Consider the following 15,786-nt stretch of genomic DNA (forward strand, 5'->3'; position numbering starts at 1 on the left):
TTCGGTCAGGCCTCCGTTCCGGTGCTCTCAGCAGCCGGAGCGGCGGCGGCCTCGGCCTTGGGGGCCTCGGCAGCGGGAGCCTGCTGCGGCTTGCGACCGCGACCGCCACGCTCGCCACCACGGCCACCGCGGGCCGGGCGGTCGTTGCCGCCACGGGCCGGACGGTTGCCGGCGCGGGCAGCGGCGTTCTCGGCGCGGACCTCGGCGATGTTCTTGACGTCGCCCTTGTAGATCCAGACCTTCACGCCGATGCGGCCGAAGGTCGTCTTGGCCTCGAAGAAGCCGTACTCGACGTTCGCGCGCAGCGTGTGCAGCGGCACACGACCCTCGCGGTAGAACTCCGAGCGCGACATCTCGGCACCGCCGAGGCGGCCGCCACACTGGATCTTGATGCCCTTGGCGCCGGCCTTCATGGCGGACTGCATGCTCTTGCGCATGGCCCGACGGAAGGAGACGCGGGAGGACAGCTGCTCGGCAACGGCCTGGGCCACGAGCTGAGCGTCGACCTCGGGGTTCTTGACCTCGAGGATGTTCAGCTGGACCTGCTTGCCCGTGAGCTTCTCGAGGTCGCCGCGGATGCGGTCGGCCTCGGCGCCACGGCGGCCGATGACGATGCCGGGACGCGCGGTGTGGATGTCCACCCGCACGCGGTCACGGGTGCGCTCGATCTCAACCTTCGAGATGCCGGCGCGCTCCATGCCGGACGTCATCATCCGACGGATGGCGACGTCTTCCTTGACGTAGTCCTTGTACAGCTTGTCGGCGTACCAGCGCGACTTGAAGTCGGTGGTGATGCCGAGCCGGAACCCGTGCGGGTTTACCTTCTGGCCCATTACCGGGTTCCTTCCTTGCTGCTGACGACCACGGTGATGTGGCTGGTCCGCTTGCGGATCCGGTAGGCACGGCCCTGGGCGCGCGGACGGAACCGCTTCAGGGTCGGGCCCTCGTCGACGTACGCCTCGCTGATGAACAGCGAGGAGGCGTCCGTGTGGTCGTAGTTGTGCGCGGCATTGGCAATGGCGCTGTCGAGCACCTTGCCGACCGGCACAGACGCGGCCTGCGGGGCGAAACGCAGGACCGCCTGAGCCTCCGTGGCATCCATGCCACGGATGAGGTCCACCACGCGGCGGGCCTTCATGGGCGTGACGCGGATGTACCGCGCCTGGGCCCTGGCTTCCATGGTTGTCCCTTCGGTGTTAGTCATAGTCGATTCCACCCCGCGTTAGCGGCGCTTCGACTTCCGGTCGTCCTTGACGTGACCCCGGAAGGTGCGCGTCGGCGAGAACTCGCCGAGCTTGTGGCCGACCATCGACTCGGTGACGAACACCGGGATGTGGGTCTTGCCGTTGTGCACCGCGATGGTGTGGCCCAGCATGCTGGGGATGATCATCGAGCGGCGGGACCAGGTCTTGATGACGTTCTTGGTACCGGCTTCGTTCTGTACGTCCACCTTCTTCACGAGGTGGCCGTCGACGAAGGGTCCCTTCTTGAGACTGCGCGGCATCTAAACCCGCTCCTAGCGCTTCTTGTTCGTCTTGCGGCGGCGGACGATGTACTTGTTGCTCGCCTTCTTGGGAGAACGAGTACGACCCTCCTTCTGACCCCACGGCGAGACCGGGTGGCGACCACCGGAAGTCTTGCCTTCACCACCACCGTGCGGGTGGTCGACCGGGTTCATGGCGACACCGCGGACGGTCGGGCGGACGCCCTTCCAGCGCATGCGGCCGGCCTTGCCCCAGTTGATGTTCGACTGCTCGGCGTTGCCGACCTCGCCGATGGTGGCGCGGCAGCGGGCGTCGACCAGACGGATCTCGCCCGACGGCATACGAAGGTGGGCCATGGTGCCCTCCTTCGCCAGCAGCTGCACGGAGGCACCCGCGGAGCGGGCGAACTTCGCACCGCCGCCGGGACGCAGCTCGATGGCGTGGATGGTCGTACCGACCGGGATGTTGCGCAGCGCCAGGTTGTTGCCCGGCTTGATGTCGGCCCCGGGGCCGTTCTCGATGCGGTCGCCCTGGCTCAGGCCACGCGGCGCGATGATGTAGCGCTTCTCGCCGTCCGCGTAGTGCAGGAGAGCGATGCGCGCGGTGCGGTTCGGGTCGTACTCGATGTGAGCGACCTTGGCCGGCACGCCGTCCTTGTCGTGACGACGGAAGTCGATCACGCGGTAGGCGCGCTTGTGGCCACCGCCCTGGTGACGGACGGTCACACGACCGGTGTTGTTACGGCCGCCCTTGCTGTGCAGGGGACGGACCAGCGACTTCTCCGGCGTGGACCGCGTGATCTCGACGAAGTCGGCGACGCTGGAGCCACGACGGCCCGGAGTCGTCGGCTTGTACTTGCGGATACCCATTTCTCAGTCCTCGTCCGATATTCGGACGATCCAGACCGCCCTTAGGCGGTCGGACCGCCGAAGATGTCGATACGGTCGCCCTCAGCAAGGGTCACGATGGCGCGCTTGGTGTTGGCGCGCTTGCCGAAACCGGTGCGGGTGCGCTTGCGCTTGCCCTGACGGTTGATCGTGTTGACCCCGGTGACCTTGACCGAGAAGACCGCCTCGACGGCCTGCTTGATCTGGGTCTTGTTGGAGCCGGGCGCGACGATGAACGTGTACTTGTTCTCGTCGAGCAGCGCGTAGCTCTTCTCGGAGACAACCGGCTTGACGAGGACGTCGCGCGGGTCCGTGAAGGTCTTGCTGGTGATCTCGGACATCAGCCCTCGTTCCCTTCGTTGTCGGCCTTGGGGCCAGAGACGAAGGACTCGAAAGCGGCCTTGGTGAAGACCACGTCGTCCGAAACGAGCACGTCGTACGTGTTCAGCTGGCCCGGCTCCAGGATGTGCACCTGGGGCAGGTTGCGGGCGGACAGCCACGCGGCCTCGTCGGAGCGCTCGACGACCAGGAGCAGGTTCTTGCGCTCCGAGATCTTGCCGAACAGCGTCTTCGCGGCCTTCGTGGAGACCTCGCCCTCGATCACGCCGGAGACGACGTGGATGCGGGAGTGACGGGCCCGGTCGCTGAGGGCACCGCGCAGGGCGGCGGCCTTCATCTTCTTCGGGGTCCGCTGCGAGTAGTCACGCGGCACGGGGCCGTGGACGACGCCACCGCCGGCGAACTGCGGAGCGCGGGTCGAACCCTGGCGGGCGCGGCCGGTGCCCTTCTGGCGGTAAGGCTTCTTGCCACCGCCACGGACCTCGCCGCGGGTCTTGGTCTTGTGCGTGCCCTGGCGGGCAGCGGCCAGCTGCGCGACGACGACCTGGTGGATCAGCGGAACGCTGACCTTGGCGTCGAAGATCTCCGCGGGGAGCTCGACGCTACCGGCCTTGTCGCCAGCGGGCGAAAGGATGTCAATGGTGCTCATCGGTTACCTCAGGCCCCCTTGGCCGCGGTACGGACCAGGACGAGGCCGCCGTTCGGACCGGGAACCGCGCCCTTGATGAGCAGCAGACCCTTCTCCGCGTCAACGGCGTGGACGGTCAGGTTCTGGGTGGTGACCCGCTCGTTGCCCATGCGGCCCGCCATGCGGAGGCCCTTGAACACACGACCCGGGGTGGCGCAGCCACCGATGGAGCCGGGCGAGCGGTGCTTGCGCTGGGTGCCGTGTCCGGCGCCCAGGCCACGGAAGTTGTGGCGCTTCATGACACCGGCGAAGCCCTTGCCCTTGCTCTTGCCGGTGACGTCGACCTTGATGCCCGCCTCGAAGACCTCGGCGGTGATCTCCTGGCCGAGGGCGTACTCGCTGGCGTCAGCGGTACGGATCTCGACGAGGTGACGGCGCGGGGTGACGTCGGCCTTGGCGAAGTGGCCCTTGAGGGGCTTGTTCACCTTGCGCGGGTCGATCTCGCCGAAGGCGATCTGGACCGACTCGTAGCCGTCGATGTCGTTCGTACGCACCTGGGTCACGACGTTCGGGCCGGCCTTGACGACGGTCACCGGGACGACCCGGTTGTTCTCGTCCCAGACCTGCGTCATGCCGAGCTTCTCGCCCAGGATGCCCTTGATGTTCTTAGCCATCTCGCGCGTCACCTCAGAGCTTGATCTCGATGTCGACGCCCGCCGGCAGGTCGAGGCGCATGAGCGAGTCAACCGTCTTCGGCGTGGGGTCGAGGATGTCGATGAGGCGCTTGTGCGTGCGCATCTCGAAGTGCTCGCGCGAGTCCTTGTACTTGTGCGGCGACTTGATGACGCAGTACACGTTCTTCTCAGTGGGCAGCGGCACCGGGCCCGCGACCGACGCACCAGTGCGCGTCACCGTCTCGACGATCTTCTTCGCCGAGGAGTCGATGACCTCGTGGTCGTAGGCCTTGAGCCGGATGCGGATCTTCTGTCCCGCCATGGCTACTTCGTAGTCCTGTCTCTCGTTAACGCTCTGGAGCTCGGTGCGTTCGCGTTCTGCCTCCGACCCACGCGGTCGGGCGTGTCGCATTCCCTCTACGAAGAAGTCCCGAAGGATTTCCCAACCAAGGGGGTGCGGGCCCTGAGACCGCGAGCCGGGGGCAGAACACCCACCGGGCGCCTGGCCGGAGCCCCGCTGACACTTCCCGGAAGATTCCCGTACGTCCGACCCGCGTGGGGCCGACGAGTACTGTGGGACTCGCTTCCAGTCCTCCCGGCGGGAGGCGCGCAGCATCGGCACTCAACCGAGCAACCCCGATAGTCTGCCATACGGGGGCATCGCCTGGCCAATCGAGCCGAAGAGCGTACCCCCAGCCCCTGACCTGTCAAACCGCCGCTCACCCCGGTGCGCGCAGGGCACGTGATCCCGCTCACTTCGGCCGTTCGGGGCCCTCCATACGGGCGGTTGAGGGCTCCCGCCGTACGGACACCCGGGCAACCCCGGGTAGCCATCCCCCGTCTTGCAAGGCGCGCACGGGAGACGGCCCGCTGCGGGGGTAGCGGACGGAGCACGCCCGGTGAACGAGTCGGCCAGACCCTCCTCCCCCGCTTCCCCGCGCCGCCGCGCGTTCCTGGGCTCCGCCGCCGCCGTCGCGCTGGCCGCGGTCGCCGGCTGCTCGGTGCCCGCCCCGCGCCGCACCGGCCCCACCGCCGACCCCGCCCCCGGCGTGCCGATCACCAGCTCCGGGCACGCCCGGCTGATGCAGCTCCTGGCCCACCCGGACGACGACCTGTACTTCATGAACCCCGACGCGGAGCTCCTGGTGGCCGCGGGCGTGCCGCTGGTCTGCGTCTACGTGACGGCGGGCGAGCACGACGGCCGCAACAAGGTGCCCGGGCGCAAGGACGTGCGGGTGGACAAGGCCGCGTACGCCTCCGCACGCCACCAGGGGCTGCGCCAGGCGTACGCGCGCATGCTCGGCCTGGACGCCTTCGCGCCCTGGAAGAAGGGCGTCGCCACGCTGCGCGGGGGGCACCGCGCCGAGGTCGACACCCTGGTCCACCGGGGCCGCCGGGTGGAGCTGGTCTTCCTCAACCTGCCCATGCACGCGCCGCGCCGCCCGATGGCCCTCCCCAGCCTGTGGAAGGACCGCGCGGGCACCCTGCGCACCGTGGTCTCCGAAGGGTCCCCGCTCACCCGGTCCTCGGCCTACGGCCACGACCAGCTGATCGACGTGCTCGTCGGGCTGTTCGAGCGGTACCGGCCCACCGTGGTGCACACCCTCGACCCGGACCCCGACATCCAGCACAGCGACGACGCCACCCGGCGCGCGGACAGCGAGCAGCCCGGCTACTCCGACCACGCCGACCACACCGCGGTGGCCTCCTTCAGCTGGGCGGCGCTGGTGCGCTGGGTCGCCGAGCGCACCCGGGCCGGCGACGGGGTGCCCGCCTTCGCCGCCACCGCCTTCCGCGGCTACTACAACCGGCACTGGCCCAAGAACCTGCCGCCCGCCGTGCTCGCCCGCAAGGCCGCCCGCCTGGTCCCCTACGGCGGCGACCCGGCCTGGCAGTGCGGCAACCCGGGGGGCTGCGGCGACTACAACGTGGGCGGCAAGCGCCCGCTGACCAACCGCAAGGGCTGGGTGCGCTCCACCCACTACCGCTACCCGGGCACCGGCCCGGTGGTCACCGAGGAGCCCGACGGGCGGCTCGCCGCGCACGGGGTGCTCGGGCTGCGGGCCGTGCGCTGGCGCGAGAGCACGCCGGGCAGCGGCCGCTGGGGGCCGCCCGACGACCTGGGCGGCGGACCGCTGGCCCCGGCACTCGGCGGGGCCGTCACGCCGGACGGGCGGGTGCTGCTGTTCGGGCTGCGCTTCGCGGCGCTGGCCGGGCACGGCGGGGCCAACCGGCGCGAGGTGGTGCTCCTGGAGCAGTCCTTCCCCGGCGGCCCGTTCCGCGCCTGGCGGGGCCTGGGCAACCCCGAGCGCGGCGACGACCGGGGCCGCCGGCTGGGCGTGCCCGTCGCCGTGGCCTCGCCCGACGGCACGGTCCACCTCTTCGTGCGCGACGCCGGGCAGGGCCTGAGCACCCGGGTGCGCGACCCGCGCGGGGCCTGGTCGGGGTGGCGGAGCCTGGGCGGCTCGCCCGTGCAGGACGGCCTCTCCGCGGTGGTGGACGCGGCCGGGCGGGTCCACGTGTACGCGGCGGGGCGCGAGACGGTGCACCACTGGACCCAGGAGGCCCCGGGGCGGCCGGTGGAGTACAGCCCGGGGCGGCTGCCGCTCGCGGGCGATCCGGTGGCGCCGGTGGCGCTGGCCGACGGCGGGGTGGAGCTGTACTTCCGGCGTCCGGCCGGGGCGGCGCTGAACGCGCTGCGCACCGCGGGCGGGGTGCCGCCGCGGGCGCCGCTGGACGGGTACGGGCCGGTGCGCGCGGGGCGCGGGCCGACCGGGACCGCGCTGCTGGGACGGGACCTGCGGGGGCGGCTCGCGCTGCGCGAGGGGGCCCGGGTGGCGGTGCGCGAGCGCGGCACCCCGGCGCTGGAGCCGGCCGCGCTGCACGTGGGGCGGCGCCGGACCGTGGCGGTGGGGATCGGGGCGGACGCGCGGCCGTGGCTGTGGGCGCCCGGGGCGGGCGCGCGGGGCTGACCCGGGGCCGCGTCCCCGTACCCCCGTCCCCGTACCGCCCCCGGGCATGGCGAAGGGCCCCGCACCGAGAACGGTGCGGGGCCCTTCGTGGAGCTCAGCGAGCTACCAGGTCAACCACGAAGTACTTACTTCGTGATCTTGACGACCTGGCCGGCGCCCACGGTCCGGCCACCCTCACGGATGGCGAACTTCAGGCCCTCCTCCATGGCGACCGGCTGGATCAGCGAAACGGTCATGGAGGTGTTGTCGCCCGGCATGACCATCTCGGTGCCCTCGGGGAGGGTCACGACGCCGGTCACGTCCGTGGTACGGAAGTAGAACTGCGGGCGGTAGTTGTTGAAGAACGGGGTGTGACGGCCACCCTCGTCCTTCGACAGGATGTAGGCCTGGGCCTCGAACTCGGTGTGCGGCGTGACCGAACCGGGCTTGATGATGACCTGGCCGCGCTCGACGTCCTCGCGCTTGATGCCACGGAGGAGCAGACCGACGTTCTCACCGGCCTGGCCCTCGTCGAGCAGCTTGCGGAACATCTCGATGCCGGTGACCGTGGTGGTGGTCTTCTCGGTCTTGATGCCGATGATGTCGACGGTCTCGTTGACCTTGAGGACACCACGCTCGATGCGGCCGGTGACGACAGTGCCACGACCGGTGATCGTGAAGACGTCCTCGATCGGCATCAGGAACGGCTTGTCGACGTCGCGCTCGGGCTGCGGGATCGCCTCGTCGACGGCGGCCATCAGGTTCAGGACCGACTGGCCCCACTCCTTGTCGCCCTCCAGCGCCTTCAGCGCGGAGACCTTGACGACCGGCAGGTCGTCGCCCGGGAACTCGTACTCGGAGAGCAGCTCACGGACCTCGAGCTCGACGAGCTCCAGGATCTCCTCGTCGTCCACCATGTCGGCCTTGTTCAGGGCGACGACGATGTACGGAACGCCGACCTGGCGGGCCAGGAGCACGTGCTCCTTGGTCTGCGGCATCGGGCCGTCGGTGGCGGCGACCACGAGGATGGCGCCGTCCATCTGCGCGGCACCCGTGATCATGTTCTTGATGTAGTCCGCGTGACCGGGGCAGTCGACGTGGGCGTAGTGACGCGACTCGGTCTGGTACTCGACGTGCGCGATGGAGATGGTGATACCGCGCTGGCGCTCCTCAGGAGCCTTGTCGATCTGGTCGAAGGCCGAGGCCTCGTTCAGGTCCGGGTACGCGTCGTGCAGCACCTTGGTAATGGCGGCCGTGAGGGTCGTCTTACCGTGGTCGATGTGACCGATGGTGCCGATGTTGACGTGCGGCTTAGTCCGCTCGAACTTCGCCTTCGCCACTGGGGTCCTCCTGTGGAGTGGTTCTGAACGCCTTGCTTCATCGGCGCCAGGTGATCTTTGCTGGGAAGCCAGCCGCCGGGGTGCTTCTCCCTGGTCGGGGTCGGAACCCCGGCGGATGGTGTCAAGCCTAAAGCGTCAACTCGGGTGAGTTACTCGCCCTTGGCCTTCGCGATGATCTCCTCGGCGACGTTCCGCGGAACCTCGGCGTAGGAGTCGAACTGCATCGAGTAGCTTGCGCGACCCGAGGTCTTGCTGCGGAGGTCGCCGACGTAGCCGAACATCTCCGACAGCGGCACGAGGCCCTTGACGACGCGGGCGCCGCTGCGCTCCTCCATGGCCTGGATCTGGCCACGGCGGGAGTTGATGTCGCCGATGACCTCACCCATGTAGTCCTCGGGGGTGACGACCTCGACGGCCATCATCGGTTCGAGGATGACGGGGGAAGCCTTGCGCGCGGCCTCCTTGAAGGCCTGCGAACCGGCGATCTTGAAGGCGAGCTCCGAGGAGTCGACCTCGTGGTAGGCACCGTCGAGCAGGATGACGCGGACGCCGGTCATCTCGTACCCGGCCAGGATGCCGAACTGCATGGCCTCCTGAGCACCGGCGTCCACCGAAGGGATGTACTCCTTCGGGATGCGGCCACCGGTGACCTTGTTCACGAACTCGTACGACGAGTCGCCGCCCTCGATGGGCTCGATCGCGATCTGGACCTTCGCGAACTGACCGGTACCACCGGTCTGCTTCTTGTGCGTGAAGTCCACGCGCTCGACGGCCTTGCGGATCGTCTCGCGGTACGCGACCTGCGGCTTGCCGACGTTGGCCTCGACCTTGAACTCGCGACGCATGCGGTCGACGAGGACGTCGAGGTGGAGCTCGCCCATGCCACCGATGATGGTCTGGCCGGTCTCCTCGTCCGAGTGCACCTGGAAGGAGGGGTCCTCCTCCGCGAGACGCTGGATGGCGACACCCAGCTTCTCCTGGTCACCCTTGGACTTGGGCTCGATCGCGACCTGGATGACCGGCGCCGGGAAGTCCATGGACTCCAGGATGACCGGCTGCTTCTCGTCGCACAGCGTCTCACCGGTGGTGGTCTGCTTCAGGCCCATGACGGCGACGATGTCGCCGGCGCCCACCGAGTCGATCTCCTCACGCTTGTTCGCGTGCATGCGGTAGATCTTGCCGATGCGCTCCTTCTTGCCCTTGACGGAGTTCAGCACCGAGGTGCCGGAGTCCAGGCGACCCGAGTAGACCCGGATGAAGGTGAGCTTGCCGAGGTGCGGGTCGCTCGCGATCTTGAACGCGAGGGCGGCCAGCGGCTCGGAGTCGGACGGCTTGCGCTTGACGACCTCCTCCGGGTCCTTGACGTCGTGGCCCTCGATGGCCTCGATGTCCAGGGGGGAGGGGAGGTAGCGCACGACCGCGTCGAGCAGGGGCTGGACGCCCTTGTTCTTGAACGCGGTGCCACAGAACACCGGGGTGACGGTGGCGGTGTCGGGCTTGCCGGACGCGATGGTGATGCGACGGATCGCGGCGTACAGCTGCTCCTCGGTGGGCTCCTGGCCCTCCAGGAACAGCTCCATGATCTCTTCGTCGTTCTCGGCGACGGTCTCGACGAGCTTGCCGCGGTACTCCTCGGCAGCCTCGGCGTGCGTGGCCGGGATGTCGACGATGTCGTACGCCTCGCCCTTGGCCGCCTCGGCGGACCAGACGAACGCCTTCATCGTGACGAGGTCGACGACGCCCTGGAAGTCGGCCTCGGCACCGATCGGCAGCTGCATCACGATCGGGGTCGCGCCGAGGCGGTCCACGATCATGTCGACGCAGCGGTGGAACTCGGCGCCGGTGCGGTCGAGCTTGTTCACGAAGCAGATGCGCGGCACGCCGTAACGGTCGGCCTGACGCCACACCGTCTCGGACTGGGGCTCGACGCCGGCCACACCGTCGAACACGGTCACGGCACCGTCGAGCACGCGCAGGGAGCGCTCCACCTCGACGGTGAAGTCGACGTGACCCGGGGTGTCGATGATGTTGATCGTGTGGTCGACGTTCTCGAGCGGCCAGTGGCAGGTCGTCGCGGCGGACGTGATCGTGATGCCGCGCTCCTGCTCCTGCTCCATCCAGTCCATCGTGGCGGCGCCGTCGTGGACTTCGCCGATCTTGTACGAAACACCGGTGTAGAACAGGATGCGCTCGGTGGTGGTCGTCTTGCCCGCGTCGATGTGGGCCATGATGCCGATGTTGCGCACCTTGGCCAGGTCAAGCGAAGTGGTAGCCATAAGGCTTCAGTCTTCTCTCGGTCTCGATGTGGGTTGCGACTACCAGCGGTAGTGCGCGAAGGCCTTGTTGGACTCGGCCATCTTGTGCGTGTCCTCGCGCTTCTTGACCGCAGCGCCCAGGCCGTTGGAGGCGTCCAGGAGCTCGTTCATGAGGCGCTCGGTCATGGTCTTCTCGCGGCGGGCGCGGGAGTAGCCCACGAGCCAGCGCAGGGCGAGGGTGGAGGCGCGGCCCGGCTTGACCTCGATCGGCACCTGGTAGGTGGCACCACCGACGCGGCGGGACTTGACCTCGAGGGACGGCTTGACGTTCTCCAGCGCGCGCTTCAGCGTGATGACCGGGTCGGCACCGGTCTTCTCGCGGAGGCCTTCCATGGCGCCGTAGACGATGCGCTCGGCGGTGGAGCGCTTGCCGTCCAGCAGGATCTTGTTGATCAGCGACGTGACAAGAGGAGAGCTGTAGACCGGGTCGATGATGACCGGGCGCTTCGGGGCGGGGCCCTTACGAGGCATTCTTACTTCTCCTTCTTGGCGCCGTAGCGGCTGCGAGCCTGCTTACGGTTCTTGACGCCCTGCGTGTCGAGGGAACCGCGGATGATCTTGTAACGAACACCCGGCAGGTCCTTCACACGGCCACCGCGCACGAGCACGATGGAGTGCTCCTGCAGGTTGTGGCCCTCACCCGGGATGTACGCCGTGACCTCGATGCCCGAGGTCAGACGCACACGCGCGACCTTGCGGAGGGCCGAGTTCGGCTTCTTCGGGGTGGTCGTGAACACACGCGTGCAGACGCCGCGGCGCTGGGGCGAACCCTCGAGTGCGGGCGTCTTGTTCTTCTCGACCTTGTCCTGCCGGCCCTTCCGGACCAGCTGCTGGATCGTAGGCACTACTTCTCCGGTTTCTGTGTGCCGTCGGTGAAACTAACCTGGAACCACTCCGACCCACGCGGTCGGGTGTGTCGAATCGCGCAGACCCCCGCCGGAAGCGGATAGGGGCACGGATTGCGGTGGCCGGTCTCGGACGCCACGTGCGGTTGAGGACACGCGCGCGGCCCCGGGCACACCCCAGGCACAAGGCATGAGCGTACCTACCGCATGGACTCCGGTCAAAACAAATGCCCACGCGGCGGGCGGCCCCGGCGACGTGGGAGAACGCCGCACCGGCGGGGCACGGGCGGGCGGTGCGGCCCCGGACCTGCTCCGGGGCCCTGTTCAGTCCTGGGCCGCGCGGCGGGTTTCGGCCGCGCCGCGGGCGTCGCCGCCCTCCGTCCCGGGCTCCAGGAACTGTGTGACGACCTTCACGAAGACGCCCATCCGCTCCTCCGGGACGCCCAGCCAGTGTGCGAAGTCCTCCATGGTCGGCTGCCAGTCGCCCGGCGGCAGCAGGTCCGCCGCCAGCGGAAGCTCCTCCGGGGTGACCCGGCCGGACCTGATGAGCATGTCGCGGACGGACACCCCGAGGAGCGGGGCGATCCGGCGCATGGTCTCCAGGTCGGGCATGCTCTGGCGCTGCAGCAGCCGGGTCACGGCGGCCCGGTGGACGCCGGCCTCGTCCGCGATCCGGGACTTCCCGCCGCCACGGGGGTTGTCGATGTCGTAGCCGCGGGCCCTCATCAGGCCCTCGACCCATCCGGCGAACTCGTCGAGCCCTTGTGTGCTCATGTGCGTATCTCTCCCTTTGCTCCCCCACCTTTCGTGGTTTCACCTTAGCGTGCTTGCGCGCGCGGAATTACGTGCTTTCGTGCACGCAACAGTGTCGAATTGGTGAAGAGGAGCCCATGGAAGCCCCACGGCCGCCCCTGATTGATAGTTGCGCGCCCGCACGCAACATGTCACTGTTCTCGGCGCCGCACTCGCCGGCCTCCTGAGTCCCCTGGGCACCGAACGCCCCGGGAGCCACGGGGCCACGGACCGTGGAGACCCACCGTGCACCAGCCCCACACCGACCCCTGGCAGTCCGCCGCCGCCTGCGCCGGACTGTCCCCGACCGTCGTCTTCTCCCGCCGCGGCAAGGAGGCGGCCCCCGCCCTGCGCGCCTGCGCCGGCTGCCCCGTCAGCCGGGAGTGCGAGGCGGCCGTGGCCCCCGCCGAGAGCTGGTTCGACGGCGTCTGCGCCGGCCGCCTGTGGCGCAACGGCCGCCCGGTCCGCCCGCGCCGCGCCGCCTCCCGCACCGGCGCCCCGACGGGGGGCGACCGTGGCTGAGCACGCGGGTGGCGGGCACCCGGCCGACGAGCGGGTGGTGCGGGACGTCGTGCTCTGGGCCGCCACGCTGGTGCGCCAGTTCCCCGAGCTGGCCGAGGAGCTGGCGCCCGGCCGCCGGGGCCCGGCCGGCACCGCGCACCGCGCGCCGCACCCGGGCCAGGGCGAGCTGATCCGCGCCGAGCGGCGGGAGGCGCTGCTCCTGGAGCAGCGGCACGGCCTGTCCGTACCCGGGCACGGCGCGGCGCCGATCCGGCTGCACGTGTCGGACGCGATCCGCGACATCACCGACGGCGTGGTGGAGCTGGAGGAGGCCGTCTGCGCCCGCCTCGCCCTGCCCCGGCCACGCCGGGCCGGGGTGGTGGACCGGCTGCGCCGGGTCGTCGCCCTGCTCGACGACATCGCCGCGCACCCGGTGCTCACCCGGCACGTGCGCGACGAGGTCCGCCGCATGGCGCGCCGTTGCGCCCGCACCCTGGGCGACGCCGAGACGGTCGTACGGGTGTCCGGCCGCTGCCCCTGGTGCGACTCGGTGTCGCTGCGGGCCTTCCCCGACCGGCGCGCGGTGCTGTGCGTGAACCCGGCGTGCCTCTGCTCGGACGAGGCGTGCGGCTGCCAGGACGACCCGGCCTACCGGCACCTGTGGCCGGAGGCCGACTGGCCCCGGCTGGCGGACGCCTCGGGCGCCCGCCCCGAGGAGATCGAGGCGGCGATGGACGAGGCCGCGACGGACGTGACCCCGAAGGCCGACCCGCAGGAGACCGCATGCTGAGCACGACCGCCCTCGCCCTGCCGGCCCTGATCCCGGGCCCGCTCGCCGCCGAGGAGGCGGGGGTGGCCCCGGCGACCATCCGCAAGTGGGTCCAGCTGGGCCACCTGCGGGCGGCGGGGAAGGCGGGACGCGCCCAGCTGTTCCGCCTGGAGGACGTCTTCGCGGCGGAACGCGCGGCCCGCCGCCGGGTCCGCACGGCGTAGCCCGCCACCGGAGCCGCCCCGCCCCCGGCCCCGGAAGCGCCCGCGCACCACGTGGAAGCGCCCCTTGTTCCGTACGCGTACGGGACGAGGGGCGCTTTCGCGTGCGCGACCAGCGGCCAGCGACCGGTGATCAGCGGCCGAAGCGGCGCTTGGCCGTGGGCTCGGCGGGGACCAGCTCTTGCACGTGGACCAGCTCGGCCACCCGAACCGTCAGGTGCTCGGTGAACTCGGTCGGCGACTTGGCGCCCTTGGCCCAGGACGAGCCGCGCAGCTCCACGAACCAGCTCGTCGGTGAGGTCAGGAACACCTGCCGACCGCACGGGTCGGAGGCGGTGGCGAGGTACATGGGGAGGGTGCGGGCGATCTCCTCACCCCGGACGAGGGCCGCGTCCCGATCCCCCTCGACGAAGACCTTGTCCACCAGGTGCCACTCGCCGTGCCTGATGCGTTCCACCAGTACGTACCAGCCCATGTCCCGCCCCTTCTCGCGTGCGTAAGCCCACGGTAGCGAGGGGTCCCGACGGCCGTTCCGGGATTTCGATCACCGAACTAGTTGCGTGCGCGCACGATCCCTGTCACAGTTGGTGCAGCGGCGGAGCTGCGCCCGCAGGACGGGACGCGGCCTCCGCCGTTCGCCGTCCGGGTGCGCTCCGCGCCCCCGCCTCTCCCCCGCGTCGAGCGCCCCGGACGGCGCGCCCGCAGTCCCGAGCCCTTCCTCCCGAGGAGCACCCGTCATGACCACTCCACCGAGTGCGTTCCCGGACGTCGAGAAGCTGGTCGTCGACGTCCTCAAGGCAGACCCGGCGCTGGCCGGCATCACCGTCGCCGCCCAGGCGCCCGCCGGCTTCGACGGCACGCAGAACGCCGTCCTGGTGAACCGCCGCGGCGGCGCCTGGGTCGGCGACCTGCACGTGGACAAGCCGCTGATCGAGTTCGAGGTGTACGGACCGAACAAGACCGCGGCCCACGTCACCGCCAACGCCGCCCGGCGCGCCCTGCTCGCCACCCTCGGCAAGCAGCTCGGCTCCGTCTACGTCAGCGACGCGGAGGAGCAGGACGGGCCGCGCTGGATGCCCGACTACCTCTACCGGGGCGCGAACCGCTACCTCTGCGTGATCCGCCTCGCCCTCGACGTCTTCTAGACGCCACCCCCGGCGCCCCGCGAGGGCGCCCCACAGACCAGGCCCCACCGGACCGTCCGGCGGGGCCTTTGCCGTACCCGGGCCCGGAAGCCCTCCGGACCGGGGCGGCACCCCACCCCGCTGCACCCACTGAGGAGAACCCCATGGCAGGCAACAACTCCGCCGAGATCCGCGTCGCCGGAAGCGGCAAGCTCTACGTCGCGAAGTCGGGCACCGCCGTGCCGGCCTTCGGTACCGACGCCACCCTCGACTGGAAGGACTGGACGAACCTCGGCTTCACCACCGGCGACGGCGTCACCTTCTCCAAGAAGGACAAGCTGGAGGCCATCGACTCGTGGCAGTCGGTCTCCCCGGTGCACTACATCTACTCGGCCCGTGACCTGTCCCTGAAGTTCTCGCTGCTCCAGTTCAACGAGGACACGCTGCCGTTCTTCATGGGCGGCGGCAAGGTCGACGCCGAGGCCGCCCCGGCGACCGACACCTACCGCTACGAGATCGCCGAGCGGCCGTTCGCGGACGTCCGGGCCCTGGGCCTGGAGTTCACCGACGTCAAGGCCGGCGGCACCACCGCGGTCACGTACCGCTTCATCATCCCGCGCGGCCAGGTGACCGCCACGGACGACATCAAGCTCAACCGCAAGGCGGCGTCGCAGCTGGGCGTCACCTTCACGGCGATGTCGAACGGCGACGGCAAGCCGCTGGCCTCCTTCCTGATGAAGGACAGCCAGTACTCCGCGACCGTCTGATCCGGTCCCGCACGGGACCACCCGGGGGGGGGGGGGGGGGCCCCGCCCCCCCCCCCCCCCCCCCCCCCCCCCCCCCCCCCCCCCCACCCCACCCCCCCCCCCCCCCCCCGCGGGGGGGCGCGCCGGACCGCGGGCCCCCCCCCACGCCC

Annotated in this window: 20 protein-coding genes; 6 read left to right on the forward strand and 14 right to left on the reverse strand. The window is 70.3% G+C overall.

Going from position 1 to position 15,786, the window contains the following annotated elements; all coding sequences use genetic code 11:
• Positions 1–5: 5 nt before the first annotated feature.
• Genes rpsC through rpsJ form a run of 8 tightly spaced genes read right to left on the reverse strand, consistent with a single transcriptional unit; the run spans position 6 to position 4,334 of the window.
• A complete protein-coding gene (rpsC, locus tag ABT160_RS32260; protein ID WP_351651477.1) occupies positions 6–833 on the reverse strand; it encodes a 30S ribosomal protein S3 in 828 nt (275 codons plus the stop codon).
• Positions 833–1,180, reverse strand: coding sequence for a 50S ribosomal protein L22 (gene rplV / locus ABT160_RS32265; RefSeq protein ID WP_009327087.1), 348 nt, complete (start codon positions 1,178–1,180; stop codon positions 833–835). Before rplV ends, rpsC begins: the two co-directional genes overlap by 1 nt.
• A gap of 42 nt (positions 1,181–1,222) precedes the next feature.
• A complete protein-coding gene (gene rpsS, locus ABT160_RS32270) occupies positions 1,223–1,504 on the reverse strand; it encodes a 30S ribosomal protein S19 (protein ID WP_111663848.1) in 282 nt (93 codons plus the stop codon).
• A gap of 12 nt (positions 1,505–1,516) precedes the next feature.
• Positions 1,517–2,353 carry a 50S ribosomal protein L2 gene (rplB, locus tag ABT160_RS32275; RefSeq protein WP_351651478.1) on the reverse strand — a complete coding sequence of 279 codons (837 nt, stop codon included), beginning with the start codon at positions 2,351–2,353 and terminating at the stop codon, positions 1,517–1,519.
• A 41-nt stretch (positions 2,354–2,394) separates the two neighbouring features.
• Positions 2,395–2,712, reverse strand: coding sequence for a 50S ribosomal protein L23 (rplW, locus tag ABT160_RS32280; RefSeq protein ID WP_351651479.1), 318 nt, complete (start codon positions 2,710–2,712; stop codon positions 2,395–2,397).
• Positions 2,712–3,359, reverse strand: a complete 648-nt coding sequence (gene rplD / locus ABT160_RS32285) for a 50S ribosomal protein L4 (protein ID WP_351651480.1) — start codon at positions 3,357–3,359, stop codon at positions 2,712–2,714. The genes rplW and rplD overlap by 1 nt, the downstream gene beginning before the upstream one ends.
• An 8-nt stretch (positions 3,360–3,367) precedes the next feature.
• On the reverse strand, positions 3,368–4,012 hold the full coding sequence (rplC, locus tag ABT160_RS32290; RefSeq protein WP_351651481.1) for a 50S ribosomal protein L3: 645 nt from the start codon (positions 4,010–4,012) through the stop codon (positions 3,368–3,370).
• A 13-nt stretch (positions 4,013–4,025) separates the two neighbouring features.
• Positions 4,026–4,334, reverse strand: a complete 309-nt coding sequence (gene rpsJ, locus ABT160_RS32295; RefSeq protein ID WP_003948644.1) for a 30S ribosomal protein S10 — start codon at positions 4,332–4,334, stop codon at positions 4,026–4,028.
• 577 nt (positions 4,335–4,911) lie between these two features.
• Here rpsJ and ABT160_RS32300 point away from each other — a divergent pair.
• Entirely contained in the window at positions 4,912–6,984 is a 2,073-nt protein-coding gene (locus ABT160_RS32300) for a PIG-L family deacetylase (RefSeq protein WP_502984337.1), read from the forward strand.
• 125 nt (positions 6,985–7,109) lie between these two features.
• Here ABT160_RS32300 and tuf read toward each other — a convergent pair whose 3' ends face one another.
• The 5 genes from tuf to ABT160_RS32325 form a co-directional block, all read right to left on the reverse strand.
• A complete protein-coding gene (gene tuf / locus ABT160_RS32305) occupies positions 7,110–8,303 on the reverse strand; it encodes an elongation factor Tu (protein WP_351651482.1) in 1,194 nt (397 codons plus the stop codon).
• Positions 8,304–8,452: 149 nt separating this feature from the next.
• Positions 8,453–10,579: an elongation factor G gene (gene fusA, locus ABT160_RS32310; protein ID WP_351651483.1), complete on the reverse strand. Its 2,127-nt coding sequence runs from the start codon at positions 10,577–10,579 to the stop codon at positions 8,453–8,455.
• Between the two features lie 39 nt (positions 10,580–10,618).
• Positions 10,619–11,089, reverse strand: a complete 471-nt coding sequence (gene rpsG / locus ABT160_RS32315; RefSeq protein ID WP_351651484.1) for a 30S ribosomal protein S7 — start codon at positions 11,087–11,089, stop codon at positions 10,619–10,621.
• Between the two features lie 2 nt (positions 11,090–11,091).
• Positions 11,092–11,463 carry a 30S ribosomal protein S12 gene (gene rpsL, locus ABT160_RS32320; protein ID WP_003948652.1) on the reverse strand — a complete coding sequence of 124 codons (372 nt, stop codon included), beginning with the start codon at positions 11,461–11,463 and terminating at the stop codon, positions 11,092–11,094.
• Between the two features lie 324 nt (positions 11,464–11,787).
• Positions 11,788–12,237, reverse strand: coding sequence for a helix-turn-helix domain-containing protein (locus ABT160_RS32325; RefSeq protein WP_351651485.1), 450 nt, complete (start codon positions 12,235–12,237; stop codon positions 11,788–11,790).
• A gap of 264 nt (positions 12,238–12,501) precedes the next feature.
• Between ABT160_RS32325 and ABT160_RS32330 the strand changes: the two genes are divergently transcribed.
• From ABT160_RS32330 to ABT160_RS32340, 3 genes are read left to right on the forward strand one after another with little or no spacing between them, the layout of a single operon-like run.
• The gene (locus ABT160_RS32330; protein ID WP_351651486.1) at positions 12,502–12,777 is read left to right on the forward strand and encodes a WhiB family transcriptional regulator; all 276 of its coding nucleotides are present in this window, start codon (positions 12,502–12,504) and stop codon (positions 12,775–12,777) included.
• Positions 12,770–13,546: a hypothetical protein gene (locus ABT160_RS32335; RefSeq protein ID WP_351651487.1), complete on the forward strand. Its 777-nt coding sequence runs from the start codon at positions 12,770–12,772 to the stop codon at positions 13,544–13,546. The genes ABT160_RS32330 and ABT160_RS32335 overlap by 8 nt, the downstream gene beginning before the upstream one ends.
• Complete coding sequence (locus ABT160_RS32340; RefSeq protein WP_351651488.1) at positions 13,540–13,749, forward strand: MerR family transcriptional regulator; 210 nt, start codon at positions 13,540–13,542, stop codon at positions 13,747–13,749. Before ABT160_RS32335 ends, ABT160_RS32340 begins: the two co-directional genes overlap by 7 nt.
• Positions 13,750–13,879: 130 nt before the next feature.
• Here ABT160_RS32340 and ABT160_RS32345 read toward each other — a convergent pair whose 3' ends face one another.
• Positions 13,880–14,221 (reverse strand): hypothetical protein, encoded by a 342-nt coding sequence (locus ABT160_RS32345; protein WP_351651489.1) that lies wholly within the window; start codon positions 14,219–14,221, stop codon positions 13,880–13,882.
• 262 nt (positions 14,222–14,483) lie between these two features.
• Here ABT160_RS32345 and ABT160_RS32350 point away from each other — a divergent pair, with 262 nt between their 5' ends.
• Positions 14,484–14,891, forward strand: a complete 408-nt coding sequence (locus ABT160_RS32350; RefSeq protein ID WP_351651490.1) for a hypothetical protein — start codon at positions 14,484–14,486, stop codon at positions 14,889–14,891.
• A 143-nt stretch (positions 14,892–15,034) separates the two neighbouring features.
• Positions 15,035–15,637: a phage tail tube protein gene (locus ABT160_RS32355; RefSeq protein WP_351651491.1), complete on the forward strand. Its 603-nt coding sequence runs from the start codon at positions 15,035–15,037 to the stop codon at positions 15,635–15,637.
• Positions 15,638–15,786 lie beyond the last annotated feature (149 nt).

Origin of the sequence: Streptomyces sp. NPDC001941, from assembly GCF_040296945.1 — a bacterium.
Lineage (GTDB): Bacteria > Actinomycetota > Actinomycetes > Streptomycetales > Streptomycetaceae > Streptomyces.

Bases quoted from the DNA above. Each gene is read 5' to 3' on its own strand.
- rpsC (WP_351651477.1), bottom strand. From the start codon at position 833: ATGGGCCAGAAGGTAAACCCGCACGGGTTCCGGCTCGGCATCACCACC.
- rplV (WP_009327087.1), bottom strand. From the start codon at position 1,180: ATGGAAGCCAGGGCCCAGGCGCGGTACATCCGCGTCACGCCCATGAAG.
- rpsS (WP_111663848.1), bottom strand. From the start codon at position 1,504: ATGCCGCGCAGTCTCAAGAAGGGACCCTTCGTCGACGGCCACCTCGTG.
- rplB (WP_351651478.1), bottom strand. From the start codon at position 2,353: ATGGGTATCCGCAAGTACAAGCCGACGACTCCGGGCCGTCGTGGCTCC.
- rplW (WP_351651479.1), bottom strand. From the start codon at position 2,712: ATGTCCGAGATCACCAGCAAGACCTTCACGGACCCGCGCGACGTCCTC.
- rplD (WP_351651480.1), bottom strand. From the start codon at position 3,359: ATGAGCACCATTGACATCCTTTCGCCCGCTGGCGACAAGGCCGGTAGC.
- rplC (WP_351651481.1), bottom strand. From the start codon at position 4,012: ATGGCTAAGAACATCAAGGGCATCCTGGGCGAGAAGCTCGGCATGACG.
- rpsJ (WP_003948644.1), bottom strand. From the start codon at position 4,334: ATGGCGGGACAGAAGATCCGCATCCGGCTCAAGGCCTACGACCACGAG.
- fusA (WP_351651483.1), bottom strand. From the start codon at position 10,579: ATGGCTACCACTTCGCTTGACCTGGCCAAGGTGCGCAACATCGGCATC.
- rpsG (WP_351651484.1), bottom strand. From the start codon at position 11,089: ATGCCTCGTAAGGGCCCCGCCCCGAAGCGCCCGGTCATCATCGACCCG.
- ABT160_RS32325 (WP_351651485.1), bottom strand. From the start codon at position 12,237: ATGAGCACACAAGGGCTCGACGAGTTCGCCGGATGGGTCGAGGGCCTG.
- ABT160_RS32340 (WP_351651488.1), top strand. From the start codon at position 13,540: ATGCTGAGCACGACCGCCCTCGCCCTGCCGGCCCTGATCCCGGGCCCG.
- ABT160_RS32345 (WP_351651489.1), bottom strand. From the start codon at position 14,221: ATGGGCTGGTACGTACTGGTGGAACGCATCAGGCACGGCGAGTGGCAC.
- ABT160_RS32350 (WP_351651490.1), top strand. From the start codon at position 14,484: ATGACCACTCCACCGAGTGCGTTCCCGGACGTCGAGAAGCTGGTCGTC.
- ABT160_RS32355 (WP_351651491.1), top strand. From the start codon at position 15,035: ATGGCAGGCAACAACTCCGCCGAGATCCGCGTCGCCGGAAGCGGCAAG.